The 26282-nt window shown below is 39.2% G+C and carries 32 protein-coding genes and 1 other annotated feature; all 32 genes read right to left on the reverse strand.

The genetic code is table 11. The annotated features are described in order from the left end of the window. Positions 1–17 precede the first annotated feature (17 nt). Positions 18–329, reverse strand: coding sequence for a 50S ribosomal protein L24 (gene rplX / locus ACR65M_RS08600; RefSeq protein ID WP_341329622.1), 312 nt, complete (start codon positions 327–329; stop codon positions 18–20). Positions 330–366: 37 nt separating this feature from the next. After that, positions 367–735 (reverse strand): 50S ribosomal protein L14, encoded by a 369-nt coding sequence (gene rplN, locus ACR65M_RS08605; RefSeq protein ID WP_058000134.1) that lies wholly within the window; start codon positions 733–735, stop codon positions 367–369. Between the two features lie 47 nt (positions 736–782). Then, complete coding sequence (rpsQ, locus tag ACR65M_RS08610; RefSeq protein WP_341329621.1) at positions 783–1046, reverse strand: 30S ribosomal protein S17; 264 nt, start codon at positions 1044–1046, stop codon at positions 783–785. A 28-nt stretch (positions 1047–1074) separates the two neighbouring features. Further along, the gene (gene rpmC, locus ACR65M_RS08615) at positions 1075–1272 is read right to left on the reverse strand and encodes a 50S ribosomal protein L29 (protein WP_010285065.1); all 198 of its coding nucleotides are present in this window, start codon (positions 1270–1272) and stop codon (positions 1075–1077) included. Continuing rightward, entirely contained in the window at positions 1262–1696 is a 435-nt protein-coding gene (rplP, locus tag ACR65M_RS08620; protein WP_010285062.1) for a 50S ribosomal protein L16, read from the reverse strand. Before rplP ends, rpmC begins: the two co-directional genes overlap by 11 nt. 1 nt (position 1697) lies before the next feature. After that, entirely contained in the window at positions 1698–2354 is a 657-nt protein-coding gene (rpsC, locus tag ACR65M_RS08625) for a 30S ribosomal protein S3 (RefSeq protein ID WP_121448793.1), read from the reverse strand. Between the two features lie 3 nt (positions 2355–2357). Next, entirely contained in the window at positions 2358–2699 is a 342-nt protein-coding gene (gene rplV, locus ACR65M_RS08630; RefSeq protein WP_010285059.1) for a 50S ribosomal protein L22, read from the reverse strand. A gap of 17 nt (positions 2700–2716) precedes the next feature. Continuing rightward, the gene (rpsS, locus tag ACR65M_RS08635; protein ID WP_121448794.1) at positions 2717–2995 is read right to left on the reverse strand and encodes a 30S ribosomal protein S19; all 279 of its coding nucleotides are present in this window, start codon (positions 2993–2995) and stop codon (positions 2717–2719) included. A 57-nt stretch (positions 2996–3052) separates the two neighbouring features. Continuing rightward, complete coding sequence (gene rplB / locus ACR65M_RS08640; protein ID WP_341329620.1) at positions 3053–3883, reverse strand: 50S ribosomal protein L2; 831 nt, start codon at positions 3881–3883, stop codon at positions 3053–3055. Positions 3884–3909: 26 nt separating this feature from the next. Then, positions 3910–4197 (reverse strand): 50S ribosomal protein L23, encoded by a 288-nt coding sequence (gene rplW, locus ACR65M_RS08645; RefSeq protein WP_099352742.1) that lies wholly within the window; start codon positions 4195–4197, stop codon positions 3910–3912. Then, positions 4197–4820, reverse strand: a complete 624-nt coding sequence (gene rplD, locus ACR65M_RS08650) for a 50S ribosomal protein L4 (RefSeq protein WP_121448796.1) — start codon at positions 4818–4820, stop codon at positions 4197–4199. Before rplD ends, rplW begins: the two co-directional genes overlap by 1 nt. A gap of 25 nt (positions 4821–4845) precedes the next feature. Continuing rightward, positions 4846–5475 carry a 50S ribosomal protein L3 gene (gene rplC / locus ACR65M_RS08655; RefSeq protein ID WP_121448797.1) on the reverse strand — a complete coding sequence of 210 codons (630 nt, stop codon included), beginning with the start codon at positions 5473–5475 and terminating at the stop codon, positions 4846–4848. A 44-nt stretch (positions 5476–5519) separates the two neighbouring features. Further along, positions 5520–5828: a 30S ribosomal protein S10 gene (gene rpsJ / locus ACR65M_RS08660; protein ID WP_003354783.1), complete on the reverse strand. Its 309-nt coding sequence runs from the start codon at positions 5826–5828 to the stop codon at positions 5520–5522. A 363-nt stretch (positions 5829–6191) separates the two neighbouring features. After that, complete coding sequence (tuf, locus tag ACR65M_RS08665) at positions 6192–7382, reverse strand: elongation factor Tu (protein WP_341329619.1); 1191 nt, start codon at positions 7380–7382, stop codon at positions 6192–6194. 119 nt (positions 7383–7501) lie between these two features. Then, complete coding sequence (fusA, locus tag ACR65M_RS08670; RefSeq protein ID WP_341329618.1) at positions 7502–9580, reverse strand: elongation factor G; 2079 nt, start codon at positions 9578–9580, stop codon at positions 7502–7504. A 140-nt stretch (positions 9581–9720) separates the two neighbouring features. Next, the gene (gene rpsG / locus ACR65M_RS08675) at positions 9721–10191 is read right to left on the reverse strand and encodes a 30S ribosomal protein S7 (RefSeq protein WP_121448800.1); all 471 of its coding nucleotides are present in this window, start codon (positions 10189–10191) and stop codon (positions 9721–9723) included. 38 nt (positions 10192–10229) lie between these two features. After that, the gene (gene rpsL / locus ACR65M_RS08680) at positions 10230–10652 is read right to left on the reverse strand and encodes a 30S ribosomal protein S12 (protein ID WP_099352736.1); all 423 of its coding nucleotides are present in this window, start codon (positions 10650–10652) and stop codon (positions 10230–10232) included. Between the two features lie 106 nt (positions 10653–10758). Then, positions 10759–11007: a 50S ribosomal protein L7ae-like protein gene (locus ACR65M_RS08685; RefSeq protein ID WP_121448801.1), complete on the reverse strand. Its 249-nt coding sequence runs from the start codon at positions 11005–11007 to the stop codon at positions 10759–10761. Between the two features lie 142 nt (positions 11008–11149). Further along, positions 11150–14746, reverse strand: a complete 3597-nt coding sequence (rpoC, locus tag ACR65M_RS08690; RefSeq protein WP_341329617.1) for a DNA-directed RNA polymerase subunit beta' — start codon at positions 14744–14746, stop codon at positions 11150–11152. Between the two features lie 198 nt (positions 14747–14944). Beyond that, the gene (gene rpoB, locus ACR65M_RS08695) at positions 14945–18514 is read right to left on the reverse strand and encodes a DNA-directed RNA polymerase subunit beta (protein ID WP_341329616.1); all 3570 of its coding nucleotides are present in this window, start codon (positions 18512–18514) and stop codon (positions 14945–14947) included. A 451-nt stretch (positions 18515–18965) separates the two neighbouring features. Beyond that, a complete protein-coding gene (locus ACR65M_RS08700; RefSeq protein ID WP_121448804.1) occupies positions 18966–19571 on the reverse strand; it encodes a class I SAM-dependent methyltransferase in 606 nt (201 codons plus the stop codon). Positions 19572–19676: 105 nt separating this feature from the next. Next, the gene (gene rplL / locus ACR65M_RS08705) at positions 19677–20039 is read right to left on the reverse strand and encodes a 50S ribosomal protein L7/L12 (RefSeq protein WP_121448805.1); all 363 of its coding nucleotides are present in this window, start codon (positions 20037–20039) and stop codon (positions 19677–19679) included. Positions 20040–20100: 61 nt separating this feature from the next. Continuing rightward, positions 20101–20601 carry a 50S ribosomal protein L10 gene (gene rplJ, locus ACR65M_RS08710; RefSeq protein WP_341329614.1) on the reverse strand — a complete coding sequence of 167 codons (501 nt, stop codon included), beginning with the start codon at positions 20599–20601 and terminating at the stop codon, positions 20101–20103. A gap of 76 nt (positions 20602–20677) precedes the next feature. Continuing rightward, positions 20678–20807: a sequence feature (ribosomal protein L10 leader region), on the reverse strand. A gap of 62 nt (positions 20808–20869) precedes the next feature. Continuing rightward, on the reverse strand, positions 20870–21559 hold the full coding sequence (rplA, locus tag ACR65M_RS08715; RefSeq protein ID WP_341329613.1) for a 50S ribosomal protein L1: 690 nt from the start codon (positions 21557–21559) through the stop codon (positions 20870–20872). A 157-nt stretch (positions 21560–21716) separates the two neighbouring features. Continuing rightward, positions 21717–22142 (reverse strand): 50S ribosomal protein L11, encoded by a 426-nt coding sequence (gene rplK, locus ACR65M_RS08720; RefSeq protein WP_010285014.1) that lies wholly within the window; start codon positions 22140–22142, stop codon positions 21717–21719. Positions 22143–22310: 168 nt separating this feature from the next. Continuing rightward, entirely contained in the window at positions 22311–22844 is a 534-nt protein-coding gene (nusG, locus tag ACR65M_RS08725) for a transcription termination/antitermination protein NusG (RefSeq protein WP_121448808.1), read from the reverse strand. A 146-nt stretch (positions 22845–22990) separates the two neighbouring features. Continuing rightward, complete coding sequence (gene secE, locus ACR65M_RS08730; RefSeq protein ID WP_099364807.1) at positions 22991–23173, reverse strand: preprotein translocase subunit SecE; 183 nt, start codon at positions 23171–23173, stop codon at positions 22991–22993. A gap of 36 nt (positions 23174–23209) precedes the next feature. Then, entirely contained in the window at positions 23210–23356 is a 147-nt protein-coding gene (gene rpmG / locus ACR65M_RS08735) for a 50S ribosomal protein L33 (RefSeq protein ID WP_121448809.1), read from the reverse strand. A gap of 294 nt (positions 23357–23650) precedes the next feature. Next, positions 23651–24304 (reverse strand): RNA polymerase sporulation sigma factor SigH, encoded by a 654-nt coding sequence (sigH, locus tag ACR65M_RS08740; RefSeq protein WP_121448810.1) that lies wholly within the window; start codon positions 24302–24304, stop codon positions 23651–23653. Between the two features lie 292 nt (positions 24305–24596). Next, positions 24597–25106 (reverse strand): NYN domain-containing protein, encoded by a 510-nt coding sequence (locus ACR65M_RS08745; protein WP_121448811.1) that lies wholly within the window; start codon positions 25104–25106, stop codon positions 24597–24599. Between the two features lie 5 nt (positions 25107–25111). After that, a complete protein-coding gene (rlmB, locus tag ACR65M_RS08750; RefSeq protein ID WP_440273108.1) occupies positions 25112–25855 on the reverse strand; it encodes a 23S rRNA (guanosine(2251)-2'-O)-methyltransferase RlmB in 744 nt (247 codons plus the stop codon). 17 nt (positions 25856–25872) lie between these two features. Next, a complete protein-coding gene (locus ACR65M_RS08755) occupies positions 25873–26280 on the reverse strand; it encodes a Mini-ribonuclease 3 (RefSeq protein ID WP_341329611.1) in 408 nt (135 codons plus the stop codon). Between the last annotated feature and the right edge of the window lie 2 nt (positions 26281–26282).

The raw sequence follows: 26282 nt of genomic DNA on the forward strand, positions 1-26282 counted from the left end.
CCTCCTTTCTTTGTTTACTATTTATCTAAAACTTCACCAGATTTTTTTGCTACACGTACCTTTTTGCCATCAACATCTTTGTAACCAACACGTGTTGGAGTACCAGATTTAGGATCTAATGGCATTACATTTGATACATGAATAGGTGCCTCTTGGCTAATGATTCCACCTTGTGGATTCACTTGAGACGGTTTTGAGTGTTTCTTTACGATATTAACGCCTTCTACAAGAACACGGTCTTTCTTAGGGTAGCTTTCAAGGATCACACCTTGTTTACCTTTATCTTTACCTGAAATAACCTGTACCTTGTCACCCTTTTTTACATGCATCTATTTCGCACCTCCTTAAAGGCTAGTCGATTTCGAATTATAATACTTCTGGAGCTAATGAAACAATTTTCATAAAGTTGCTATCACGTAATTCACGTGCCACAGGACCGAAGATACGAGTTCCACGTGGACTCTTGTCATCACGGATTATAACGCAGGCATTTTCGTCAAAACGGATGTAAGTACCGTCATTACGACGCACACCACGCTTAGTACGTACGATTACAGCTTTAACAACATCACCTTTTTTAACAACGCCACCTGGTGTTGCTTGTTTTACTGTACATACGATAACATCACCAATATTTGCTGTTTTACGACCTGAACCACCTAATACTTTAATAGTTAGTACTTCACGTGCTCCAGAATTGTCAGCAACTTTCAAACGAGTTTCTTGTTGAATCATTCATGAAACCTCCCTTCGGATTATTGATTGATCCGAACAATATATATTTAGATAATAACTGCTTTTTCTACTACTTCAACAAGACGGAAGCGTTTTGTAGCAGATAATGGGCGAGTCTCCATAATTCTAACGATGTCGCCGATTTTCGCAACATTGTTTTCATCATGTGCTTTGAATTTTTTAGAATACTTTACGCGTTTACCGTAAAGAGAATGTTTCTTATAGGTTTCTACTAGAACAGTTACTGTTTTATCCATTTTGTCAGATACAACACGTCCAGTGTAGACTTTACGTTGGTTACGTTCACTCACTATCGTAGACCTCCTTCCTGGTTATCGATTATTTACGACCGATTTCTCTTTCGCGGACTACTGTCTTCATACGAGCGATTGATTTACGTACTTCACGAATACGTGCAGTATTCTCAAGTTGGCCAGTAGCTAATTGAAAGCGAAGGTTAAATAACTCTTCTTTTAATGATTTTACTTTTTGTTCTATTTCGGCAGTGGTAAGGTCACGGATTTCATTAGCTTTCATTTGATTCACCACCAATTTCTTCACGTTTTACGAACTTAGTTTTAACTGGTAGCTTATGAGATGCTAGGCGTAGAGCTTCACGAGCGATCTCTTCAGATACACCAGCAATTTCAAACATAACTTTACCAGGTTTAACAACAGCTACCCATCCTTCAGGAGCACCTTTACCGGAACCCATACGTACTTCTAGAGGTTTTGCTGTATATGGTTTTGATGGGAAAATTTTAATCCAAACTTTACCGCCACGTTTCATATAACGTGTCATCGCGATACGAGCAGCTTCGATTTGACGGTTTGTAATCCAAGATGCTTCTTGAGCTTGTAAACCGTATTCTCCGAAATGTACTTCAGTACCACCTTTTGCTTGACCACGCATCTTTCCACGGTGTTCTCTGCGGTATTTAACACGTTTTGGTAATAACATATTATTTTCCTCCTTCCACAGTCTTCTTCTTAGTAGGAAGGACTTCTCCACGATAGATCCATACTTTTACGCCGATCTTTCCATAAGTTGTATCAGCTTCAGCAGTACCATAGTCGATATCTGCACGAAGTGTATGAAGTGGAACTGTACCTTCACTGTAGTGTTCTGCACGAGCGATATCAGCTCCGCCTAAACGACCTGAAGTTTGTGTCTTGATACCTTGAGCACCAGCACGCATAGCACGTTGGATAGCTTGCTTTTGTGCACGACGGAATGAAACACGATTTTCTAATTGACGAGCAATATTTTCAGCTACTAGAGTTGCGTCAACATCAGCTTTTTTGATTTCAAGGATGTTGATGTGTACTCTCTTGCCAGTTAATTGGTTTAATGCTTTACGAAGTGCTTCAACTTCAGTACCACCTTTACCAATAACCATACCTGGTTTTGCAGTATGGACAGTAACGTTAATACGATTAGCTGCACGTTCGATCTCAATTTTTGATACAGAAGCATCACTTAAACGTTTTGCGATATATTCGCGAACTTTAAGGTCTTCATGTAATAAATCTGCATAGTCTTTACCTGCGTACCATTTTGACTCCCAATCACGAATGATGCCGACACGCAGTCCGACTGGATTAACTTTTTGACCCACTACTTATCCCTCCTTCTTTTCTGATACCACGATTGTAATGTGGCTAGTGCGCTTATTGATCTGACTAGCACGTCCCATAGCTCTTGGACGGAATCTTTTTAATGTTGGACCTTCATTTACATATGCTTCAGTAATAACTAAGTTATTAGCATCCATTTCGTAGTTATGCTCTGCATTCGCAATCGCAGAATTTAATACCTTTTCTACAACAGGAGAAGCAGCCTTTGGTGTGTGTCGTAGGATCGCGATTGCTTCACCTACTTGCTTGCCTCGAATTAAATCTGCTACTAAACGAACTTTACGAGGAGCAATACGAACTGTTCTCGCAACAGCTTTAGCTTGCATAGATAATCCTCCTCTCATTAACGTCTTGTTTTCTTATCGTCACTTGCGTGGCCTTTGTAAGTACGAGTTGGTGCGAATTCACCAAGTTTATGACCTACCATATCTTCAGTAACATAGACTGGTACATGTTTACGACCATCATATACCGCAATTGTATGACCGATGAATTGAGGGAAAATCGTTGAACGACGTGACCAAGTTTTAATAACTTGTTTCTTCTCAGATCCATTTTGATTTTCAACCTTTTTCATTAAGTGGTCATCTACAAAAGGTCCTTTTTTCAAACTGCGTCCCATAAGTGAACCTCCCTTCGTGATTGACCTACGGTTCCGATGAACCGTAGCACAATCCCGTTATTTTTTACGACGACGTACGATAAATTTATCTGATTTGTTTTTCTTCTTACGAGTCTTGAATCCAAGAGTTGGTTTACCCCATGGAGTCATAGGTGACTTACGTCCGATTGGTGCTTTACCTTCACCACCACCGTGTGGGTGATCGTTAGGGTTCATAACAGATCCACGAACTGTTGGGCGTTTACCTAACCAGCGTGAACGACCTGCTTTACCAATGTTAACTAGTTCATGTTGTTCGTTACCAACTTGACCTACTGTCGCGCGGCAAGTAGCTAGAATCATGCGAACTTCACCTGAATTCAAACGAACTAGAACATATTTACCTTCTTTACCAAGTACTTGTGCAGAAGTTCCAGCTGAACGAACTAATTGTCCACCTTTACCAGGCTTTAATTCGATGTTGTGGATTACTGTACCTACTGGAATGTTAACTAATGGAAGTGCATTACCTACTTTGATGTCAGCGTCTGATCCTGACACTACCTCCATACCTACTTTTAGGTTTTTAGGAGCAAGAATGTAACGTTTTTCTCCATCTGCATAGTTAATTAAAGCAATATTTGCTGAACGGTTTGGATCATATTCGATCGTAACAACGCGTCCTGGTATACCATCTTTATCGCGTTTAAAGTCAATTACACGATATTGACGCTTATGTCCGCCAGCTTGATGACGTACTGTGATTTTACCTTGGTTATTACGTCCACCTTTTTTGTGTAAAGGCGCAAGTAATGATTTCTCTGGTCTGTCAGTAGTGATTTCAGCGAAGTCTAATGTTGTCATACCACGACGACCGTTAGAGGTTGGTTTATATTTTTTAATCGCCATCTCTATTTCCCTCCTTCTCTATAAAATTAAACTTCAAAGAATTCGATTTCTTTGCTATCTGCAGTTAACTTAACGATTGCTTTTCTGCGACGATTTGTATATCCACTGTAACGTCCTACACGCTTGAACTTACCTTTGTAGTTCATGATGTTTACTTTTTCAACTGTCACACCGAAAATTTGCTCAATAGCATCTTTAACTTCGGTTTTATTAGCTTTCACGTCAACATCAAATGTGTATTTTTTTTCAGCCATAAGGTCTGATGAACGTTCAGTAATAACAGGGCTCTTAATAATATCACGAGGATCTTTCATTATGCGAGCACCTCCTCTACTTTTTCCACCGCAGCTTTAGTAATCACAAGCTTATCATGGTTAAGAACATCAAGAACATTTACTCCATTTGCAACAACAACTGTTACTCCAGGAATGTTACGTGCTGAAAGTTCTACTGCTTCGTTTGCATCTGCAGTTACGATTAACGCTTTACGATCAACGTTTAATCCTTTCAGTACCGCAACCATTTCTTTTGTTTTAGGAGTTTCTAATACTAGATTGTCTAATACTAGAATGTTTTCCTCTAACACCTTAGTAGATAATGCTGATTTGATCGCTAAACGGCGTACTTTTTTAGGTAATTTGTAGCTATAGCTTCTTGGAGTTGGACCAAATACTGTTCCACCGCCACGCCATTGTGGTGAACGAATAGAACCTTGACGAGCACGACCAGTACCCTTTTGACGCCATGGTTTACGTCCTCCGCCAGCTACTTCAGAACGGATTTTTGTTTTGTGAGTTCCTTGACGTAAGGAAGCTCTTTGCATAATTACTGCATCGAATAATACTTGTTTATTTGGTTCAACACCGAATACAGAATCGTTTAATTCGATTTCTCCTACAGCTGAACCGGATTGGTTATACAATGATACTTTAGGCATTCAAATGTCCTCCTTTCCTAGTAAATTATTTTACTTTTACAGCACTTTTTACTGTAATAACTGATTTTCTCGCACCAGGTACATTACCTTTTACTAGAAGAAGATTACGTTCTGTATCTACTTTCACGATCTCTAAGTTTTGTACTGTGATACGGTCCCCACCCATACGACCAGGTAGAAGTTTGTTTTTGAATACACGGTTTGGAGCTACAGGTCCCATTGAACCAGGACGACGGTGATAACGTGAACCGTGACTCATAGGTCCGCGAGATTGTCCGTGGCGCTTGATCGCACCTTGGAATCCTTTACCTTTTGAAATTCCTGTTACATCTACAATATCTCCCTCTGCGAAGATATCAACTTTGACTTCCTGACCAACTTCAAACTCATCTAAGTTAACTCCACGTAATTCACGTACGAAGCGCTTAGGTGCAGTATTTGCTTTTGCAGCATGACCCTTTTCAGGTTTGTTTGAAAGCTTTTCTCTCTTATCATCAAAACCGATTTGAACAGCTTCATATCCATCAGTTTCAACTGATTTCTTTTGAAGAACTACGTTCGGAGAAGCTTCGATTACAGTTACAGGGATAAGCTCACCGTTACCTACAAATACTTGAGTCATACCAATTTTTCTTCCTAAGATTCCTTTGGTCATTAGTCACACCTCCTAATATATTTACAATTTATTTCAGTTTAAAATTAAAGTTTAATTTCAATGTCAACACCAGATGGTAAATCCAAACGCATTAATGAATCAACAGTTTGTGGTGTTGGGTTAACGATGTCGATTAAGCGTTTATGTGTACGCATTTCGAATTGTTCACGAGAATCTTTATACTTGTGAACAGCACGAAGAATCGTATAAACAGACTTCTCAGTTGGAAGTGGTATTGGACCAGATACAGCTGCTCCAGAACGTTTTGCTGTTTCTACGATTTTTTCTGCAGATTGATCAAGAATTCTGTGATCATAAGCTTTTAAACGAATACGAATTTTTTGTTTTGCCATTATTTTCCCTCCTTTATCGCCTACTTTTAAAATAGACCTTCTCCGTGGAAATTTCCTTACACTCGCCATGGCAAAGCGGCCGGGTGTATCAGCAACCTTCCACATCATCGCAGTCAAAGACCAACATTGACTATTATACAGAAACCAAATACGAAATGCAACATAAATCTTTGTTTTATGCATGTCTTTCGCACTTTTTCAATTATACACACCATCAGTATACATTTCAACAAAAGTCCCAATATATTTTTACGTTAGATTTTGGAAACTAATCTGCTGTGAGTTTCTTCTATTATATATAGAATATATTTCACAAAAAAACAGGCGGAATCATCCGCCTGTTTTCTAAACATATTGGAATTATTACTCTTGGATTGAAGCAACAACGCCAGCGCCTACTGTACGTCCACCTTCACGAATAGAGAACTTAGTTCCTTCTTCGATCGCAACTGGAGCGATTAGTTCAACAGTCATTTCGATGTTGTCGCCAGGCATTACCATTTCTACACCTTCTGGAAGATTACAAATTCCAGTTACATCAGTTGTACGGAAGTAGAACTGAGGACGGTAGTTTGAGAAGAATGGAGTGTGACGTCCACCTTCTTCTTTTGATAATACGTAAACTTCAGCTTTGAACTTTGTGTGTGGCTTGATTGTACCTGGCTTAGCAAGTACTTGACCACGTTGGATTTCTTCACGAGCAACACCACGAAGTAGTGCACCGATGTTGTCACCAGCTTCAGCATAATCAAGAAGCTTACGGAACATTTCAACACCTGTTACAGTTGTTGATTTTGGTTCTTCAGTTAAACCGATGATTTCTACTACGTCACCAACTTTAACTTGTCCACGCTCAACACGACCTGTAGCAACTGTACCACGACCAGTGATTGAGAATACATCCTCAACTGGCATCATGAATGGCTTTTCAGTGTCACGAGTTGGAGTTGGAACATACTCGTCAACAGCTGCCATTAATTCGATAATTTTTTCTTCCCACTCAGCTTCTCCTTCAAGAGCTTTAAGAGCAGAACCTTTGATTACAGGAATGTCGTCACCAGGGAATTCATATTCAGAAAGAAGGTCACGTACTTCCATTTCTACTAATTCTAATAATTCTTCGTCGTCTACCATGTCACATTTGTTCATGAATACAACAAGGTAAGGTACACCTACTTGACGAGAAAGAAGGATGTGTTCACGAGTTTGTGGCATTGGGCCGTCAGCTGCAGAAACAACTAGGATACCGCCGTCCATTTGAGCAGCACCAGTGATCATGTTCTTAACATAGTCAGCGTGTCCTGGGCAGTCAACGTGTGCATAGTGACGGTTGTCAGTTTCATACTCAACGTGTGCAGTTGAGATTGTGATTCCACGCTCACGCTCTTCTGGAGCACCATCGATTTGATCATAAGCCATTGCAGTACCTTTACCGCTTCTTTTAGCAAGAACAGCTGTAATAGCTGCTGTTAAAGTTGTTTTACCATGGTCAACGTGTCCAATTGTACCAATATTAGCATGTGGTTTCGAACGGTCAAATTTCTCTTTTCCCATTTGAAAAGCCTCCTTAAGTATTAGTTATTTTTATATTAAGTATGATATCCCGAAAGTGAGTTTGTCCCACTTTCGAGGCCTACATAAGTAGTTATACTTGATGTAAAGGCGAAAATCAATTATTCACCTTTATTTTTTTTGATAATTTCTTCAGAAATTGATTTTGGTACTTCTTCATAATGATCGAAGTGCATTGTGAATACCCCACGACCTTGTGTGTTTGAACGTAAAGAAGTAGCATAACCAAACATTTCAGATAGTGGAACCATCGCACGTACTACTTGCGCATTACCGCGTGCTTCCATACCTTCAACACGTCCACGACGAGATGTGATACCACCCATAATGTCTCCCATGTATTCCTCAGGAATAACAACTTCAACCCTCATAACAGGTTCAAGAATTACAGGCTGACATTTTGATGCAGCGTTCTTAAGTGCCATTGAAGCGGCAATTTTAAACGCCATTTCACTTGAGTCAACATCATGGTATGAACCATCATAAAGTTTAGCTTTAATATCAACTAATGGATAACCGGCTAAAACCCCTCTATCAAGAGCGTCTTCAAGACCAGCTTGTACAGCAGGAATATATTCACGTGGAACTACCCCACCAACAATTGCGTTTTCAAATTCAAAACCTTTACCTTCTTCGTTCGGTGAGAACTCGATCCAAACGTGTCCGTATTGTCCGCGTCCACCAGATTGACGAGCGAATTTACCTTCAACCTGTGCAGATTGACGGAAAGTTTCACGGTAAGCAACTTGTGGAGCACCAACATTAGCTTCTACTTTGAATTCACGCTTCATACGATCTACTAGGATGTCTAAGTGTAACTCACCCATACCTGCGATGATCGTTTGACCTGTTTCTTGATCAGTATGTGCTCTAAATGTTGGATCTTCTTCTTGAAGTTTTTGTAAAGCTGTAGACATTTTATCTTGGTCAGCTTTTGATTTTGGCTCAACTGAAAGTTGAATAACTGGTTCTGGGAAAGTCATAGATTCAAGAATTACTAAATCTTTCTCATCACATAATGTATCACCAGTTGTAGTATCTTTTAATCCTACAGCTGCAGCAATATCCCCTGCAAAAACAGTTGAAATTTCCTGACGGCTATTCGCATGCATTTGAAGGATACGACCGATACGCTCACGCTTGCCTTTAGTTGAGTTTTGTACATATGATCCAGAATTTAATGTACCTGAATATACACGGAAGAATGTTAATTTACCAACAAATGGGTCAGTCATTACTTTAAACGCAAGAGCTGAGAATGGCTCACTGTCGTCTGAATGACGTTCAACTTCTTCACCTGTATCTGGCAGGTGACCTTGGATAGATGCAACATCTGTTGGAGCAGGTAGGTAATCGATAACCGCATCAAGTACTTTTTGAACACCTTTGTTCTTGAACGCAGTACCACATGTTACCGGGTAGAATTCTACCTTAAGTGTAGCTGTACGAATAGCTGCACGTAATTCCTCGTTAGAGATTTCTTCTCCACCAAGGTATCTTTCCATCAAATCTTCATCTAATTCCGCAACTGCTTCTACAAGCTTTTCGCGATATTCGTTTGCTTGGTCTTGATATTCTTCAGGAATTTCACCTACTTCGATATCAGTACCTAGGTCATTACCATAAAATGTTGCATTCATTTCAACAAGGTCAATGATACCTCTGAATTGATCTTCTGCACCAATTGGTAATTGGATTGGATGTGCATTCGCTTGAAGGCGATCATGCAATGTGCTAACAGAGTATAAGAAGTCAGCACCAATCTTGTCCATTTTGTTTACGAATACAATACGTGGAACACCATAAGTTGTAGCTTGTCTCCAAACAGTTTCAGTTTGAGGCTCAACTCCTGATTGTGCATCAAGAACTGTTACAGCACCATCAAGTACACGAAGTGAACGTTCAACCTCAACTGTGAAGTCTACGTGTCCTGGTGTGTCGATGATGTTAACGCGGTGATTCTTCCATTGTGCAGTAGTTGCTGCAGAAGTAATCGTAATACCACGTTCTTGTTCTTGCTCCATCCAGTCCATTTGTGAAGCACCTTCATGTGTTTCACCGATTTTATGAATTTTACCAGTATAATAAAGGATACGCTCAGTTGTTGTTGTTTTACCAGCATCAATGTGAGCCATGATACCAATATTACGAGTCTTTTCTAAGGAGAACTCTCTTGCCATTTGGGTCTTTCTCCTTCCTAATGTTTAAGTATGATTTTTTTATTGTAAGAATGGCTCTGTTAATCTACTTAACAGAGCTGTTTAATTTAAAGGCCTTTATCGTAGTTATAATTTAATCCAGCAAAAGCTGAATCAAATTATTACCAACGGTAGTGAGCAAATGCTTTATTTGCTTCTGCCATTTTGTGAGTATCTTCACGTTTCTTAACTGATGCACCAGAGTTGTTAGCTGCATCAAGAATTTCGTTAGCTAAACGCTCTTCCATTGTTTTTTCTCCACGAAGACGAGCGTAGTTTACTAACCAACGTAAACCTAGAGTAGTACGACGGTCAGGGCGAACTTCAACAGGAACTTGATAGTTTGCACCACCTACACGACGTGCTCTTACTTCTAGTACAGGCATGATGTTTTTAAGTGCTTGTTCAAACACTTCCATAGCATCTTTACCTGAACGTTGTTGAACTAGTTCAAACGCATTATATAAAATCGCTTGTGATTTACCTCTTTTTCCATCAACCATCATTTTGTTGATTAAGCGAGTTACAAGCTTAGAATTATAAATTGGATCTGGTAATACATCTCTTTTAGTAACAGGTCCTTTACGAGGCATTAATATTTCCTCCTTTCAATCTTAAATATGTTAGTCTATTATTTCTTAGCTGCTTTTGGTCTCTTAGTACCATATTTAGAACGACCTTGCATACGGTTATTAACACCAGCAGTGTCAAGTGCACCACGAACGATGTGATAACGTACCCCTGGTAAGTCCTTAACACGTCCACCACGAATTAGTACAACACTGTGCTCTTGTAAGTTGTGACCAATTCCTGGGATGTAAGCAGTAACCTCAATTCCGTTCGTTAAACGTACACGAGCATACTTACGAAGTGCTGAGTTTGGCTTCTTAGGAGTCATAGTACCAACACGTGTACAAACACCACGCTTTTGAGGTGAAGTTGCATTAGTTTGTGACTTTTTGAAGCTGTTGTAACCTTTATTTAATGCTGGAGAGTCGGATTTTTGAACTTTGCTTTCGCGACCCTTACGAATTAATTGGTTAATTGTAGGCATTATTTGTTTCCTCCCTTCTTCTTTCATCAAGACCACATATCCAGGTGGTTCATTTTTTTACAAAAAACAAAGTTCTTGTAGATTCATTCCTCCACAAAAACAGTTTTTAATTAATTATCGCAACAGTAGAAGCTCCTACCTCGATTCCACATGCTTTTCCTAGCCTCTTCATCGAGTCTACCTTTGATATCGGAATTTGTTGTGCTTCGGCTAATTGTAATACTTTATTGATCACACGCCGATCAGCATCCTCTGCTACAACAATCTCTGTTACCATATCAGCTTGGATTGCTTTTACTGCCTGCTTAGTACCTATAATAATCTTCTTTGCCTGTGATACTTTTTCATAAGACATCTAAAATATCCTCCAAAGTAACAGGTTTTAAGGAGCACCTTAGATATATTAACACCCTAAGAGAGGGATGTCAACTACAAGTAAATAAAATTATTTGGGCTTGTAGTAGACATCCGTGATCTTAGATATGCTCTTCTAACCTTTATTCAACACCAACAGTGTCTTCTTCTTGCTCTACAACTACCGGTTCTGCTCGTCGATAACGATTCATACCAGTACCTGCAGGAACAAGTTTACCAATAATTACATTCTCTTTTAGTCCTAGTAACTCATCACGTTTTCCTTTAATTGCAGCATCAGTTAGGACACGAGTTGTCTCTTGGAATGACGCAGCAGAAAGGAACGAATCAGTTTCAAGTGAAGCTTTAGTAATACCTAGAAGTACCGGTCTACCAGTAGCAGGAGCTTTACCTTCAAGTAATACCTTAGTGTTGGCATCCGTGAACTGATGTATATCAAGTAATGAACCTGGTAATACATCTGTCTCGCCTGCATCAGTAACCCTAACCTTACGAAGCATTTGTCTTACCATCACTTCGACGTGCTTGTCACCAATTTCAACACCCTGCATACGATATACTTTTTGAACTTCTTTTAAGAGGTATTCCTGAACAGCAGTTGTATTAGTAACCTTTAATAATTCTTTCGGATCAACAGAACCTTCCGTTAACACCTGACCACTTTCAACTTGTTGACCTTCAGCGACCTTCAAACGAGCGCCATATGGTGCGGTGTAAGAACGAGATTCTACGTCACCTTGGATTACAACTTCTTGCTGTCTGTCTTTTATTTCATTAATCGCGGTAACAATACCGTTGATTTCTGTGATAACAGCTTGACCTTTTGGATTTCTCGCTTCAAATAGTTCTTGAATACGAGGTAAACCTTGAGTTATATCGTCTCCTGCAACCCCACCGGTATGGAATGTACGCATTGTAAGCTGTGTTCCCGGTTCACCGATTGATTGTGCTGCAATGATACCAACTGCCTCACCAACTTCAACCTCTGATCCAGTTGCTAGGTTACGGCCATAACATTTTTTACATACGCCGTGGCGTGTGTTACATGTGAACGCAGAGCGAATCGTAACTTCTTCAACACCAGCATCAACAATTATTTTTGCGATATCTTCTGTAATTAGTTCGTTTTCCGCTACTAACACTTCATTTGTTTCAGGATGAACAACTTTCTTTCTTGCATAACGGCCATTGAGACGCTCTTCTAGAGGTTCGATAATTTCAGTTCCCTCTTTTAAAGAGCTCACAAGTAAGCCACGATCTGTACCACAGTCGTCCTCACGTACAATTACATCTTGTGCTACGTCTACTAGACGTCTTGTTAGGTAACCAGAGTCAGCGGTCTTAAGGGCAGTATCTGCAAGACCTTTACGAGCACCATGCGTAGAAATAAAGTACTCTAGTACCGTTAGACCTTCACGGAAACTAGATTTAATCGGAAGTTCAATGATACGACCAGCCGGGTTCGCCATAAGTCCACGCATACCAGCTAACTGTGTAAAGTTAGATGCGTTACCACGGGCACCGGAATCACTCATCATGAAGATTGGGTTGCGCTTATCAAGTGAAGCCATTAGCTTACCTTGAATTGTATCTTTTGCCGCACTCCAGATTGAGATAACTCGGTCATAACGCTCATCTTCTGTAATTAAACCACGTCTAAATTGTTTTAGTACGTTATCAACCTTTGATTGTGCCGTCGCTAAAATCTCTTCTTTTTCAGCTAATACAACAATGTCTGCTACACCAACAGTGATTCCAGCTTTTGTTGAATACTTAAATCCAAGATCTTTCATGCGATCAAGCATTTTAGAGGTTTCAGTAATTTTAAAACGTTTAAAGATTTCAGCAATAATATTACCGAGTATTTTCTTCTTGAATGGATCTATCTGTTCTAGATTTTGAATTAGTTCTTTAACATTCGCACCTTTAGGAACAAAATATTTTTCAGGTGTTTTCACTTCAAGGTTTGTTTTTGTAGGTTCGTTAATATACGGGAATGACTTTGGTAAAATCTCATTAAAAATCAACTTACCTACTGTTGTCATTAGCAACATGTTATTCTGTTCTTCTGTAAATGTTGGGTTCTTTAAGGAACTAGCATGAACCGCAACTCTTGTATGAAGATGCACATACCCATTCTGATAAGCAAGAATAGCTTCATTCGTATCCTTGAATACCATTCCTTCACCTACTGCGCCGGGACGCTCCATAGTTAAGTAATAGTTACCTAATACCATATCCTGCGATGGTGTAACTACTGGCTTTCCGTCTTTCGGATTTAGAATGTTTTGTGCTGCCAACATTAATAATCTTGCTTCAGCTTGCGCCTCTGAAGAAAGTGGTACGTGAACCGCCATTTGGTCACCATCAAAGTCTGCATTATACGCAGTACATACGAGTGGGTGAAGACGGATTGCGCGTCCTTCAACTAATGTAGGTTCGAATGCTTGAATACCTAAACGGTGCAATGTAGGGGCACGGTTTAAGAGAACCGGATGCTCCTTAATTACTGACTCAAGCACATCCCATACCTCTGGTTGCACACGTTCAATCTTTCTTTTCGCACTCTTAATGTTATGAGCAAGCCCTTTTTCAACTAGTTCTTTCATCACAAATGGTTTGAATAGTTCTAACGCCATCTCTTTTGGTAGTCCACATTGATACATTTTAAGGTTCGGACCTACAACAATTACGGAACGACCAGAATAGTCAACACGCTTACCTAAAAGGTTTTGACGGAAACGGCCTTGCTTACCTTTCAACATATGTGAAAGTGATTTTAATGGACGGTTACCAGGACCTGTTACAGGTCTGCCACGACGTCCGTTATCAATCAGTGCATCAACCGCTTCTTGAAGCATACGCTTTTCGTTCTGAACAATGATGCTTGGTGCGCCTAAGTCTAATAGACGCTTTAAGCGATTGTTACGGTTAATTACACGACGGTATAAGTCGTTTAAATCTGAAGTTGCAAAACGACCACCATCTAGCTGAACCATTGGTCGAAGTTCAGGAGGAATAACCGGTAGTACATCAAGAATCATCCATGAAGGCTCATTGCCTGAGTTACGGAATGCCTCTAATACCTCAAGTCGTTTAATTGCACGAGTTCTTCTTTGTCCTTGAGAGGTTTTCAACTCTTCTTTTAAACCATCTACTTCTTTTTCTAAATCGATATCAAGAAGAAGTTTTTTAATTGCTTCAGCTCCCATTGCAGCATGGAATGTGTTTCCGTATTTTTCACGGTATGCACGATATTCCTTTTCAGAAAGCAGTTGCTTTTTATCTAAAGGAGTATCTCCAGTTTCTGTTACAACGTATGAAGCAAAGTAGATTACTTCTTCAAGAGCTCGAGGGGACATATCTAAGACAAGTCCCATTCGGCTTGGAATTCCTTTAAAATACCAAATATGTGATACTGGTGCTGCAAGTTCGATATGCCCCATGCGTTCACGACGAACTTTTGCACGAGTAACTTCTACGCCGCAACGATCACAGACTACACCTTTGTAGCGAACGCGTTTATATTTACCACAGTGACATTCCCAGTCCTTTTGTGGTCCAAAGATTCGTTCACAGAATAACCCATCTTTTTCTGGTTTTAATGTACGATAGTTAATTGTTTCTGGCTTCTTCACTTCACCGAAAGACCATGAACGGATCTTATCTGGAGAAGCGAGGCCAATGCTCATGTATTCAAAATTATTAACATCTAGCAAGGGGCCTACCTCCCTTTTGATCTACAGGATTACCCTAATTGACCTTTGCTTTGAATGACAATCAAAAAACGTGCCTTGGCGTACTTGCGCCCGATTGTTTTCAAGCGTACTTGAAAAATTGTTTGAAAAATCGTGACATCCGCCGGAGGCTTAATTCATTATTCAGCAGGAGTATAACCCACTGCTGAATAATGAGATCTATTCCTTAACTACTGCGTTCTTTTCTAATTCTGGGTCGATTTGTTGGTCAGAATCAAGAGATATTCCCTCTGATTGACTAGCTTCCTCATCATCTTCTAAATCACGCATTTCAATCTCTTCTTCATCACCTGAGAGAATCTTCACATCTAATCCCAGTGACTGTAGTTCTTTAATCAATACTTTGAACGATTCAGGAACACCTGGTTCAGGTACATTTTCACCTTTCACGATCGCTTCGTATGTCTTCACACGACCAACAACATCATCGGATTTAACTGTCAGGATTTCTTGTAGCGTGTATGCAGCACCATAAGCTTCAAGCGCCCAAACTTCCATTTCACCGAAACGTTGTCCTCCGAACTGAGCTTTACCACCAAGTGGTTGCTGTGTAACAAGAGAATAAGGTCCAGTTGAACGAGCATGAAGTTTGTCATCAACCATGTGTGCTAGTTTAATCATATACATGACACCAACAGATACTCGGTTATCAAACGGTTCACCCGTTCTCCCGTCATATAAAACTGTTTTCGCATCACGTGACATTCCAGCCTCTTCTAGAGTATCCCAAACATCTTCTTCAGTTGCACCGTCAAATACTGGAGACGCAACATGAATACCAAGTTGTCTAGCAGCCATTCCTAAGTGCAGCTCTAGAACCTGACCGATGTTCATACGTGACGGAACCCCTAATGGGTTTAGCATGATGTCAATTGGCGTTCCATCTGGAAGGTATGGCATATCTTCTTCCGGAAGGATTCTTGAAATTACCCCTTTGTTTCCGTGACGACCAGCCATCTTATCGCCTTCGTGTATTTTACGTTTTTGAACGATATAGACACGAACAAGCTGGTTTACACCTGGTGGTAATTCATCTCCATCTTCTCGATTGAATACCTTCACATCAAGAACAATTCCTCCTCCACCGTGTGGTACACGAAGAGAAGTATCACGAACTTCACGTGCCTTTTCACCAAAAATGGCATGTAATAGACGTTCTTCAGCTGTAAGTTCAGTTACACCTTTTGGCGTCACTTTACCTACAAGTAAGTCACCGTCTTTTACCTCAGCACCAACACGGATAATTCCACGCTCGTCGAGATTACGTAATGCGTCTTCCCCAACGTTTGGAATATCACGTGTAATTTCTTCTGGTCCTAATTTTGTATCACGTGATTCAGATTCGTATTCTTCAATATGAATAGATGTATAAACATCATCTTTTACAAGTCTTTCACTCATGATGATGGCATCTTCATAGTTATATCCATCCCAAGTCATGAAACCAACAAGAACGTTACGCCCTAATGCTAGTTCACCCTTTTCCATAGAAGGACCATCTGCAAGGATTTCTCCTTTAACAACTTCATCGCCTTCTGTAACAATCGGGCGTTGGTTATAACATGTACCTTGGTTCGAACGAATAAATTTTAATAGACGGTATTTATCAAGGTCGCCTTTTACCTTTTGACCATCAACTTCTTGATAGCGACGAACCCAGATTTGTTTTGCTTCAACACGCTCAACAATACCAGGGTGTTTACAAATTACTGCTGCACCTGAGTCCTTACCAGATACATACTCCATACCTGTACCAACGAATGGAGCTTCCGGTTGCATAAGTGGAACAGCTTGACGTTGCATGTTCGCACCCATTAGTGCACGGTTTGAGTCATCGTTTTCCAAGAAAGGAATACATGCAGTCGCTGCAGAAACAACTTGCTTTGGCGATACATCCATATAGTCAATTCGGTCACGGTGTACAACAGTGTTCTCACCTTTGAAACGAGCGACTACATCTTCATCTAAAAATTCACCATTTTCACCCAAACGAGAATTTGCCTGAGCAGTTACATAGTTATCTTCTTCGTCTGCTGTTAAGTAATCAATTCTATCTGTAACCCTACCTGTTTCAGGATCAACTCTTCGATACGGAGTTTCAATAAACCCAAATCGATTCACCTTTGCATACGATGATAATGAGTTAATTAGACCGATGTTTGGACCTTCTGGTGTTTCAATCGGACACATACGACCATAGTGAGAGTAATGAACGTCACGAACTTCGAATCCTGCACGTTCACGTGTTAAACCACCAGGTCCTAATGCTGATAATCTTCGTTTATGTGTTAATTCTGCTAATGGATTTGTCTGGTCCATAAATTGTGAAAGCTGAGAGCTACCAAAGAACTCTTTAATAGAAGCGATCACTGGACGGATATTGATTAATTGTTGTGGAGTGATTGTATTCGTATCTTGAATTGACATTCTCTCACGAACAACACGTTCCATTCTTGATAATCCGATACGGAATTGGTTTTGTAGAAGCTCACCAACTGAACGTAAACGACGATTACCTAAATGGTCGATATCATCTGTATCTCCAACTTGATGTAACAAGTTAAAGAAATAGCTAATTGAAGAAAGAATATCCGCTTGTGTAATATTCTTAACGCCTTCTTCGATGTAGGCATTACCAATGACATTAATGACTTGTTCGCCATCTGGGTCATTTGGAGCGTAAATCTTTATAGACTGAAGTGTGATTTCTTCATCTATAACACCACCTGCTGGCTGAAGTGCTTTAAAACCAATACCATTCTCTAAGTACGGGATGATACGGTCTAGCGTTCTGCGGTCGAGAAGCGTGTCTTTTTCCACGATAATCTCACCAGTTTCAGGATCAACAAGCGTTTCTGCAATACGCTGATTAAACAAACGATTCTTAATATGAAGTTTTTTGTTGATTTTGTAGCGTCCTACACTCGCAAGGTCGTAACGTTTTGGATCAAAAAAGCGTGATTCCAATAAACTTTTTGCGTTTTCGACTGTTGGCGGTTCTCCAGGACGTAGACGTTCATATATTTCTAGTAATGCTTTTTCTGTACTTTCTGTGTTGTCTTTCTCAAGCGTGTTTCGTAGATATTCATTTTCACCAAATAAATCGATGATTTCTTGATCAGAGCCAAACCCAAGCGCGCGCAAAAGGACCGTTACCGGTAATTTACGAGTACGGTCGATACGAACGTATACAACATCCTTCGCATCTGTTTCATACTCTAACCATGCACCACGGTTTGGTATTACCGTTGCTGTAAAGCCGCGTTTACCATTCTTATCAACTTTGCCACTGAAATAAACACTTGGTGAACGAACCAATTGTGAAACAATTACACGTTCTGCACCATTGATAACGAACGTACCTGTTTCTGTCATGAGTGGGAAGTCACCCATAAATACATCTTGATCTTTTACTTCACCAGTTTCTTTATTGATCAAACGCACCTTTACTCTAAGTGGCGCTGAATAAGTAACATCTCTTTCCTTTGATTCCTCTACAGAATACTTTGGCTCACCTAAACTGTAATCAATGAACTCTAGAGATAGGTTACCTGTAAAATCTTCAATTGGGGAAATATCTTGGAACATTTCCCTAAGACCCTCATCAAGAAACCACTGATAAGAAGAGGTTTGAATCTCAATAAGATTTGGTAATTCTAAAACTTCACTAATACGAGCATAACTTCTTCGTTGGCGGTGTCGTCCATACTGAACTAGTTGACCTATCAACCCATTCACCCCTCATATCAAGCGTTATTAATCTTGCTATTTTATAAATACTTACTAGTTATAAAAGCCTACATATAAACTAATATAAATAGTAAGAAGTAAACCGCAAATCAAAATGATAGGACACATAAAGCAGCCTATCAAATCCGACTTTTCCAAGCCAAATAAATGCTGTTCTTCTTTGTCTAAAAAGACCAAAATAAGCTATTTCAAGCCGAAAAAAAGCCTATTTTATAGACAAAAAGAAAAAGGGTTTCTACTATGAAAACCACAATTCTAAAAAACAAACTATTGATTTTATCAGTTTTTCCATACATACTATATTTATACATATATTTAATTTTTTAGTTATACATGGAAAAACTACATATCGGCATTATATAATGCTACCACACGAGAAATACGCAGTCAACTTATTTTTTCATTTGTCAAGTGGAAATTTCCATATAGATTATTTCGTTCTCTTAGCTTTTATAATATGGTAACCTTTTTTTCTTTCAACAATCTCTACTTCTTCAAATACCATCTCAAGCTTCTCAATTGCAGAAGGAGCCCCTTGCTTCTTTTGAATTACAACCCACAATTCACCGCCAGGAACTAAATATTGATAGCTCTCTTCTAAGATATGATGCACCACTTTTTTCCCTGCGCGGATTGGAGGATTTGAAATAATAGCCGCAAAGCCTCGTTTTTCCACGCTTGTAAATAGATCACTTTGGTGTATATCAACATTTGTGACCTTGTTTATTTCCGCATTTTTTATTGAAAGCTCGATTGCCCGTTCATTCACATCAATCATTTCAACAAGACGATCATTATGTACTTTTGCAAGCGCAAGACCAATCGGACCATACCCACAACCAACATCTAAAAACGGACCAGGAACTGTAGGGGCTTTAAACTCCTCCACTAATAATCGAGATCCAAAATCAACTTCATTTTTTGAAAAAACTCCACTATCGCTTGTAAAAGAAAATGAGTTTCCTTTTAAGACAAAGACTTGAGTTTTTTGATTACTTGCCACAGTGGGTTTACTAGTATAGTAATGTTCGGCCATTAATATATCTCCCAACATAAGAGTATATGAACAGTATACCCATTTCATTCATACTTGATAAAAAAAGCCCGCTTAATAGCGAGCTTTTTCTTACGTTACTTAAAATTACTTAACTTCTACGCCAGCTCCAACTTCTTCAAGTTTAGCTTTAACTTCTTCAGCTTCTTCTTTAGAAACGCCTTCTTTGATTGCTTTTGGAGTGTTGTCAACAAGTTCTTTAGCTTCTTTTAAGCCAAGACCAGTGATTTCACGTACAACTTTGATAACTTTGATTTTTTGTGCACCAGCGTCTGCTAATACAACATCAAATTCAGTTTGCTCAGCAGCAGCTTCAGCTCCGCCACCAGCAGCTACAGCTACAGGAGCAGCAGCAGTTACACCAAATTCTTCTTCAATTGCTTTTACTAGGTCATTTAGTTCTAAAACAGTCATGCTTTTAACTGCTTCAATGATTTGTTCTTTAGTCATTAGAAAATCCTCCTTAGTTAATTATCCTATTTGAATTTCGAATTGTATAATTGTATTACGATTAAGCGCCTTGCTCTTCTTTTTGGTCTGCAACTGCTTTAGTAGCAAGTGCAAGGTTACGAATCGGAGCTTGAAGTACGCTAAGCAACATAGAAAGTAAACCTTCGCGTGATGGTAGATCAGCAAGAGCTTTAACTTCCTCAAGAGTTGCAACATTTCCTTCAATAACACCTGCTTTGATTTCTAATGCTTCATGCTTTTTCGCAAAATCATTAAGAATTTTAGCAGGAGCAACTACATCTTCATTACTGAATGCAATTGCGTTTGGTCCTGTTAATGCATCATTTAAACCAGCAAGTTCAGCTTGTTCTGCAGCGCGTCGAGTTAATGTGTTTTTGTACACTTTAAAATCAATGCCCGCCTCACGAAGTTGCTTACGTAGTTCTGTTACTTCTGCAACAGATAGACCGCGATAGTCGACAACGATAGTTGATTTACTTTCACGTAATTTGTCTGCAATTTCAGTTACGATTTGTTTCTTTTGTTCTACTGCATGACTCATTCTTTTACACCTCCTGTGAGTATTTTCGCAACACTTGAAACCGTTCGGTGTTAGAGGGCGTTCATGAAGAACACGTTTCTAGATTAAAAAACCTCTATGTCGAGTAGACATAGAGGTAGTAATGATCAAGTAATATATACTACACCTCGGTAGGAAAATTAAGCTATCGAAGCACCTACTGTCTACGGTACAAATGCTATTCATTTGTTAACAACAAAATCTATTATATGAAATGCTCTTGTAAAAGTCAATATCCACTTTTTTCTAATTAGAATGTAGAAGCGTCAACTTTTACGCCAGGTCCCATTGTAGATGATACAGCAACGTTTTTCATGTAAGTTCCTTTTGCTGCAGATGGTTTAACCTTAAGCATAGTTTCATAAATTGTAGTGAAGTTCTCAATTAGTTTTTGATCATCAAATGAGATCTTACCAATAGGAACGTGAATGTTTGAAGATTTATCAATGCGGTATTCAACTTTACCAGCTTTGATTTCATTGATTGCTTTTGTTACATCAAAAGTAACAGTTCCTGTTTTAGGGTTTGGCATTAAACCTTTAGGTCCTAATACACGACCGAGTTTACCAACTTCACCCATCATGTCAGGAGTAGCTACGATTACATCGAAATCAAACCAACCTTGGTTGATTTTGTTGATGAACTCGCTATCGCCAACATAATCAGCTCCAGCAGCTTCTGCTTCTTTTGCTTTTTCACCTTTAGCGAAAACTAATACACGTTGAGTTTTACCAGTACCGTTTGGTAGAACAACTGCACCACGAATTTGTTGGTCAGCTTTCTTAGGGTCTACTCCTAAACGGAATGCAACTTCTACAGTCGCATCAAATTTAGCTGTACTTGTTTTCTTTACTAATTCAATTGCTTCTGCAACTGAGTAAGCTTTTGTACGGTCTACTAATTTAGCAGCTTCTACGTACTTTTTACCTCTTTTTGCCATTTTAATTTCCTCCTCAATTGTGGTTTTAACGGAATAACCTCCCACGCCAAGCGTGACAGTACATTTTATGTACTGACGCTAGACAGAACAAAGGTTGCGAACGAAAGAAAAGTAATGTTCCATCCGCAACCCCCGAACAAATTGTAACAAATAGGAATTAGTCTTCGATAACAATTCCCATGCTACGAGCAGTACCTTCAACCATACGCATTGCAGATTCAACATTTGCTGCATTTAAATCAGGCATTTTTGTTTCTGCAATCTCGCGTACTTTATCACGCTTAACTGTTGCAACTTTATTACGGTTTGGTTCACCAGAACCAGACTCAATACCAGCTGCTTTCTTCAAAAGAACTGCAGCAGGAGGAGTTTTTGTAATAAATGTAAATGAACGATCTTCATAAACTGTGATTACAACAGGAATAATTAAACCAGCTTGTTCTGCTGTACGAGCGTTGAACTCTTTACAGAATCCCATGATATTAACACCTGCTTGACCTAGTGCTGGCCCAACCGGTGGTGCTGGGTTTGCTTTACCCGCTGGAATTTGTAATTTAACCTCTTTAATTACTTTTTTAGCCACGAGACACACCTCCTTAAAGTCCGTGATGTGGTAATAGGGTTTTACCCTCCCACTCATCTATTCTTTATAATCAATAAAGAACGTTAGCATAGTTAGTCTCAACATTTTGAGACATACTGACCTATGCAATATTACCACTTTTGATTTACAATATCAAGTTTTTCTTCATTAGATTTTTTCAATTTGTGTAAAGTCCAATTCAACTGGGGTTTCACGACCAAACATATTGACAAGTACTTTTACCTTTTGCTTATCTACATCTAAATCTTCGATAGCACCTGTAAAGTTTGTGAATGGACCTTCTTTTACACGAACTGTTTCTTTTAGTTCAAAATCAATATCAATAGGTCTTTCATCCATTCCCATTCTCTTAAGGATGAATGTTACTTCTTCAGGTAAAAGTGGTGTTGGTTTTGAGCCTGAACCCGCAGAACCAACGAAACCTGTAACTCCTGGAGTGTTACGTACTACATACCAAGAATCATCTGTCATGATTAATTCTACTAGAACATAACCAGGGAATACCTTCTTCTTAACAATTTTCTTTTTTCCGTTCTTGATATCAGTTTCTTCATCTTCCGGAACAATAACGCGGAAGATTTTATCTTGCATGCCCATTGATTCGACACGTTTCTCTAAATTTGCTTTTACTTTATTTTCATACCCTGAATACGTATGAACAACATACCAATTCTTTTCCATAAGTTTAGGACTGCTTGTCCTTCCCTCCCTTTACTGGGTTTAAACATTCTTGACATTCTATTTTTTGCAATTAAAAAAACCCGTAACCGGGCTTTCGTAAACACTCTTTGTTCTCTATTCATCATTATACCATGAGTGAACGGGGTTTATTCAAGTACTAAACGAATTAATTCGGAAATTCCAAGATCAACCACTGCAAAAAATACCGATACAAAAATTACTGTTGTTAATGTTACAATTGTATAACGTGTGAGTTCTTTTCTTTTCGGCCAGCTTGTTTTCTTCATTTCTCGAACAATTTCACGAAAAAACTTGGTTATGTTTTTCATCCATGTAACCTCCAACTTTATCAAAACAATCCTAATCTATTTCGTTTCACGATGATTCGTGTGAGAATTGCAAGTCTTACAAAACTTTTTCATTTCAAGTCGTTCAGCTGAAGCGCTATTCTTCATGGTCGTATAATTTCTACTACCACATTCCACACAGGCTAAAATTACCTTTTTACGCATTTTATCACCTACACTATCAAATACGCCTTGGCGTATTTGCGCCCGATGAAAATCGTGGCATCCGCCGGAGGCTTATCTTTATTCAGTTATGGTATGTGCATCCCACTGAATTGAATATCATTACTCCTATCGGCCCTTCACTTAAAAAGATAGGGACTTCTGAATAAAAGTTAAAATGCAGCTTGCATCTTTATTTATGAGAAATGTCTCAATTTCCTTAAAAATGTAACACAGGCATGATTTATATGTCAATACTAGGACCTGACTGTAAATAATGGTTAAAAACGGTTTCGTTTATAACTTAATCTCTTGAATTTCTAAGTACCGTTCTAATTTACGTTTGACTCGTTGGAGAGCATTATCTATAGATTTCACATGACGATTTAAATCCTCTGATATTTCCTGATAGGACCTTCCGTCCAGATATAAGGATAATACCTTACGCTCTAGATCACTTAGGAGCTCTGCCATTTTTAATTCTATGTCATCAAACTTTTCCCTGTTGATGATTAATTCTTCAGGATCCAAAATCTTCGCACCTGATATAACATCCATTAATGTACGGTCAGATTCTTCATCGTATATCGGCTTGTCCAAAGAAACATAAGAATTAAGAGGTATGTGCTTCTGCCTTGTCGCGGTTTTGATTGCAGTAATAATCTGACGTGTAATGCAAAGTTCTGCAAACGCTTTAAAAGAGGAAAGTTTGTCCTCCTTAAAATCACGAATTGCCTTGTATAGCCCGATCATACCTTCTTGAACAATATCTTCACGATCTGCCCCTATTAAAAAGTATGATCTGGCCTTTGCACGCACGAAATTTCTATACTTGTTAATCAAATAGTCCAATGCTTCACTTTCACCAGCATGGACCAATTCCACGACTTCCTCATCATCTAGTCGGTCATAATATAATCTGTTGCCATAATCATCGAAGCTTGAACTCACACCGATCCCTCCGACCTACCTTAGAAGTTGTTTCTTGCCAAAAACGCTAATGAATAAAGTTAATACGTAATGTTCGTAAAATTCTTTATCCTAAAATTACGATTTTAAAAAGAGGATGAAAAGGACCAAGAATTTCGAGGCGGTGAAGCTTTGAGTACCGGAACGTATGCAGTTAATACGTGAGGAACGCAAAAGCAAGCCAACGAAGAAATTGGACGCGTCATTTTTATCCGACTTTTTAAACATCTTCTAGAAATATTATACAGGAGTGCTTTTCCAAGCGTCAACCCGCTCAACGCTGTCCTCGACGCCATTTTTCAAATATTTCTGCAATTTCGTCGGAAAGTGGTATTTTTGATACACTTTTTTCTTGATATGTTTTCTTGACGTCTTTTTGAATTCCAGACTCTACTACTTCCATCTCAGTTAGTAATTCTCGGGCCGATTTCCTTAGGGCACCTTGTCCAAATATCTGCCATTGTTCGGTATAATCAGAAGTCGCTACATGGATTTGTGTTTTAATATTATTTAATTGTTGTGCTAGCTTTTCTATCCGTTCATCCGCCGTTTCATTTTCACGCGTAAAAATAACTTCGATTTTTCGACTTTTCATTTTTGATTCAATTCCTGGTACGAGGTGTGCATCAAATACAACGATCACCTTAAATCCTGTATATGCCTGATATTCAGCCATCTTCTCGATTAACAAATCACGCGCTGCTGAAAAGTCCTTTGTTTTAAGATGACGTAGTTCTGGCCATGCACCTATAATGTTGTAGCCATCTACCAGCAGAATATCCATTTAATTTACTCTCCCAACGGATTCCGCTTACGATAAACCTCATACATAAGTAGACTAGCAGCAACAGAAGCATTTAAAGAGGTTACTTTTCCCTGCATCGGTAAATGTAAAAGAAAATCACATTTTTCTTTTACAAGGCGTCCCATACCTCTGCCCTCACTGCCAATAACTAGGCCAATCGGCATTTTACCATCAACATTTCGATAATCTTCTTTTCCTTTCGCATCTGTACCAACAATCCATACCCCACGGTCCTTTAATTCATCAATCGTTCTTGCTAAGTTCGTTACTCGTGCAACTGGTATATATTCAATCGCCCCTGTTGAAGCCTTTGCAACGGTTGCTGTTAACCCTACTGCTCTTCTTTTGGGAATGATTACCCCATGCGCTCCAACTGCATCAGCTGTACGAAGGATTGAACCAAGGTTATGAGGGTCCTCTAGCTCATCTAACAAGATGATAAAAGGTGCTTCGTTTCGCTTTTCGGCTGCTGTTAAAATATCATCAACTTCTGCATACTCATACGCCGCTACTTGTGCGACAACTCCCTGGTGGTTGCCTTCAACCATCTGGTCAATCTTTTTTTTCGGAACAAATTGAACCAAAACGTTACCTTCTTTAGCAAGAGAAGTAATTTGGTTCATTTGCCCTCTGTTGGACCCCTCTGCAATCCAAATTTTATTGATGTCACGCTCAGATTTCAATGCTTCAATTACAGGATTTTTTCCAATAATATAATCACTAGCCATTTCTTTTTCCTCCTTTCTTAAGATTCGATAATTCGAAATGCCTCTTCAATAATCGAATGGATTCTGTCAGTATCATTTTGTAGAAAGAGAAAGCCGAGTAACGCTTCAAACGCGGTACTGTATCGGTATGTCTGGACATCTGTATTTTTAGGAACTGTTCCACTCTTTGCGTTGCGACCCCTTCTGATTACAGCTTTTTCTTCCTCTGAAAAAAACTCTTCATCAAGCATCTCATGGATTACGGCCGACTGTGCTTTAGCCGATACATAACGCTTCGCCTGATTATGAAGTTGATTGGGTCTGACACTCCCCTTTTGCAAGAGGTAATGCCGTACATACATTTCGTATACGGCATCCCCCATATAAGCTAGGGCAAGACTATTTAATTGATGGCTATCAATTTGGTTGTCTGATAAAAACTTCATTT

The sequence above is a fragment of the Ferdinandcohnia sp. SAFN-114 genome (genome assembly GCF_059415045.1).

What these genes read in the sequence shown, in the direction of transcription:
- rplX (WP_341329622.1), bottom strand. Translation starts at nt 329, where the DNA reads ATGCATGTAAAAAAGGGTGACAAGGTACAGGTTATTTCAGGTAAAGAT.
- rplN (WP_058000134.1), bottom strand. Translation starts at nt 735, where the DNA reads ATGATTCAACAAGAAACTCGTTTGAAAGTTGCTGACAATTCTGGAGCA.
- rpmC (WP_010285065.1), bottom strand. Translation starts at nt 1,272, where the DNA reads ATGAAAGCTAATGAAATCCGTGACCTTACCACTGCCGAAATAGAACAA.
- rplP (WP_010285062.1), bottom strand. Translation starts at nt 1,696, where the DNA reads ATGTTATTACCAAAACGTGTTAAATACCGCAGAGAACACCGTGGAAAG.
- rplV (WP_010285059.1), bottom strand. Translation starts at nt 2,699, where the DNA reads ATGCAAGCTAAAGCTGTTGCGAGAACAGTTCGTATTGCTCCTCGTAAA.
- rpsS (WP_121448794.1), bottom strand. Translation starts at nt 2,995, where the DNA reads ATGGGACGCAGTTTGAAAAAAGGACCTTTTGTAGATGACCACTTAATG.
- rplB (WP_341329620.1), bottom strand. Translation starts at nt 3,883, where the DNA reads ATGGCGATTAAAAAATATAAACCAACCTCTAACGGTCGTCGTGGTATG.
- rplW (WP_099352742.1), bottom strand. Translation starts at nt 4,197, where the DNA reads ATGAAAGATCCTCGTGATATTATTAAGAGCCCTGTTATTACTGAACGT.
- rplD (WP_121448796.1), bottom strand. Translation starts at nt 4,820, where the DNA reads ATGCCTAAAGTATCATTGTATAACCAATCCGGTTCAGCTGTAGGAGAA.
- rplC (WP_121448797.1), bottom strand. Translation starts at nt 5,475, where the DNA reads ATGACCAAAGGAATCTTAGGAAGAAAAATTGGTATGACTCAAGTATTT.
- rpsJ (WP_003354783.1), bottom strand. Translation starts at nt 5,828, where the DNA reads ATGGCAAAACAAAAAATTCGTATTCGTTTAAAAGCTTATGATCACAGA.
- tuf (WP_341329619.1), bottom strand. Translation starts at nt 7,382, where the DNA reads ATGGGAAAAGAGAAATTTGACCGTTCGAAACCACATGCTAATATTGGT.
- fusA (WP_341329618.1), bottom strand. Translation starts at nt 9,580, where the DNA reads ATGGCAAGAGAGTTCTCCTTAGAAAAGACTCGTAATATTGGTATCATG.
- rpsG (WP_121448800.1), bottom strand. Translation starts at nt 10,191, where the DNA reads ATGCCTCGTAAAGGACCTGTTACTAAAAGAGATGTATTACCAGATCCA.
- rpsL (WP_099352736.1), bottom strand. Translation starts at nt 10,652, where the DNA reads ATGCCTACAATTAACCAATTAATTCGTAAGGGTCGCGAAAGCAAAGTT.
- ACR65M_RS08685 (WP_121448801.1), bottom strand. Translation starts at nt 11,007, where the DNA reads ATGTCTTATGAAAAAGTATCACAGGCAAAGAAGATTATTATAGGTACT.
- ACR65M_RS08700 (WP_121448804.1), bottom strand. Translation starts at nt 19,571, where the DNA reads ATGGCCGAACATTACTATACTAGTAAACCCACTGTGGCAAGTAATCAA.
- rplL (WP_121448805.1), bottom strand. Translation starts at nt 20,039, where the DNA reads ATGACTAAAGAACAAATCATTGAAGCAGTTAAAAGCATGACTGTTTTA.
- rplJ (WP_341329614.1), bottom strand. Translation starts at nt 20,601, where the DNA reads ATGAGTCATGCAGTAGAACAAAAGAAACAAATCGTAACTGAAATTGCA.
- rplA (WP_341329613.1), bottom strand. Translation starts at nt 21,559, where the DNA reads ATGGCAAAAAGAGGTAAAAAGTACGTAGAAGCTGCTAAATTAGTAGAC.
- nusG (WP_121448808.1), bottom strand. Translation starts at nt 22,844, where the DNA reads ATGGAAAAGAATTGGTATGTTGTTCATACGTATTCAGGGTATGAAAAT.
- secE (WP_099364807.1), bottom strand. Translation starts at nt 23,173, where the DNA reads ATGAAAAACATAACCAAGTTTTTTCGTGAAATTGTTCGAGAAATGAAG.
- rpmG (WP_121448809.1), bottom strand. Translation starts at nt 23,356, where the DNA reads ATGCGTAAAAAGGTAATTTTAGCCTGTGTGGAATGTGGTAGTAGAAAT.
- ACR65M_RS08745 (WP_121448811.1), bottom strand. Translation starts at nt 25,106, where the DNA reads ATGGATATTCTGCTGGTAGATGGCTACAACATTATAGGTGCATGGCCA.
- rlmB (WP_440273108.1), bottom strand. Translation starts at nt 25,855, where the DNA reads ATGGCTAGTGATTATATTATTGGAAAAAATCCTGTAATTGAAGCATTG.
- ACR65M_RS08755 (WP_341329611.1), bottom strand. Translation starts at nt 26,280, where the DNA reads ATGAAGTTTTTATCAGACAACCAAATTGATAGCCATCAATTAAATAGT.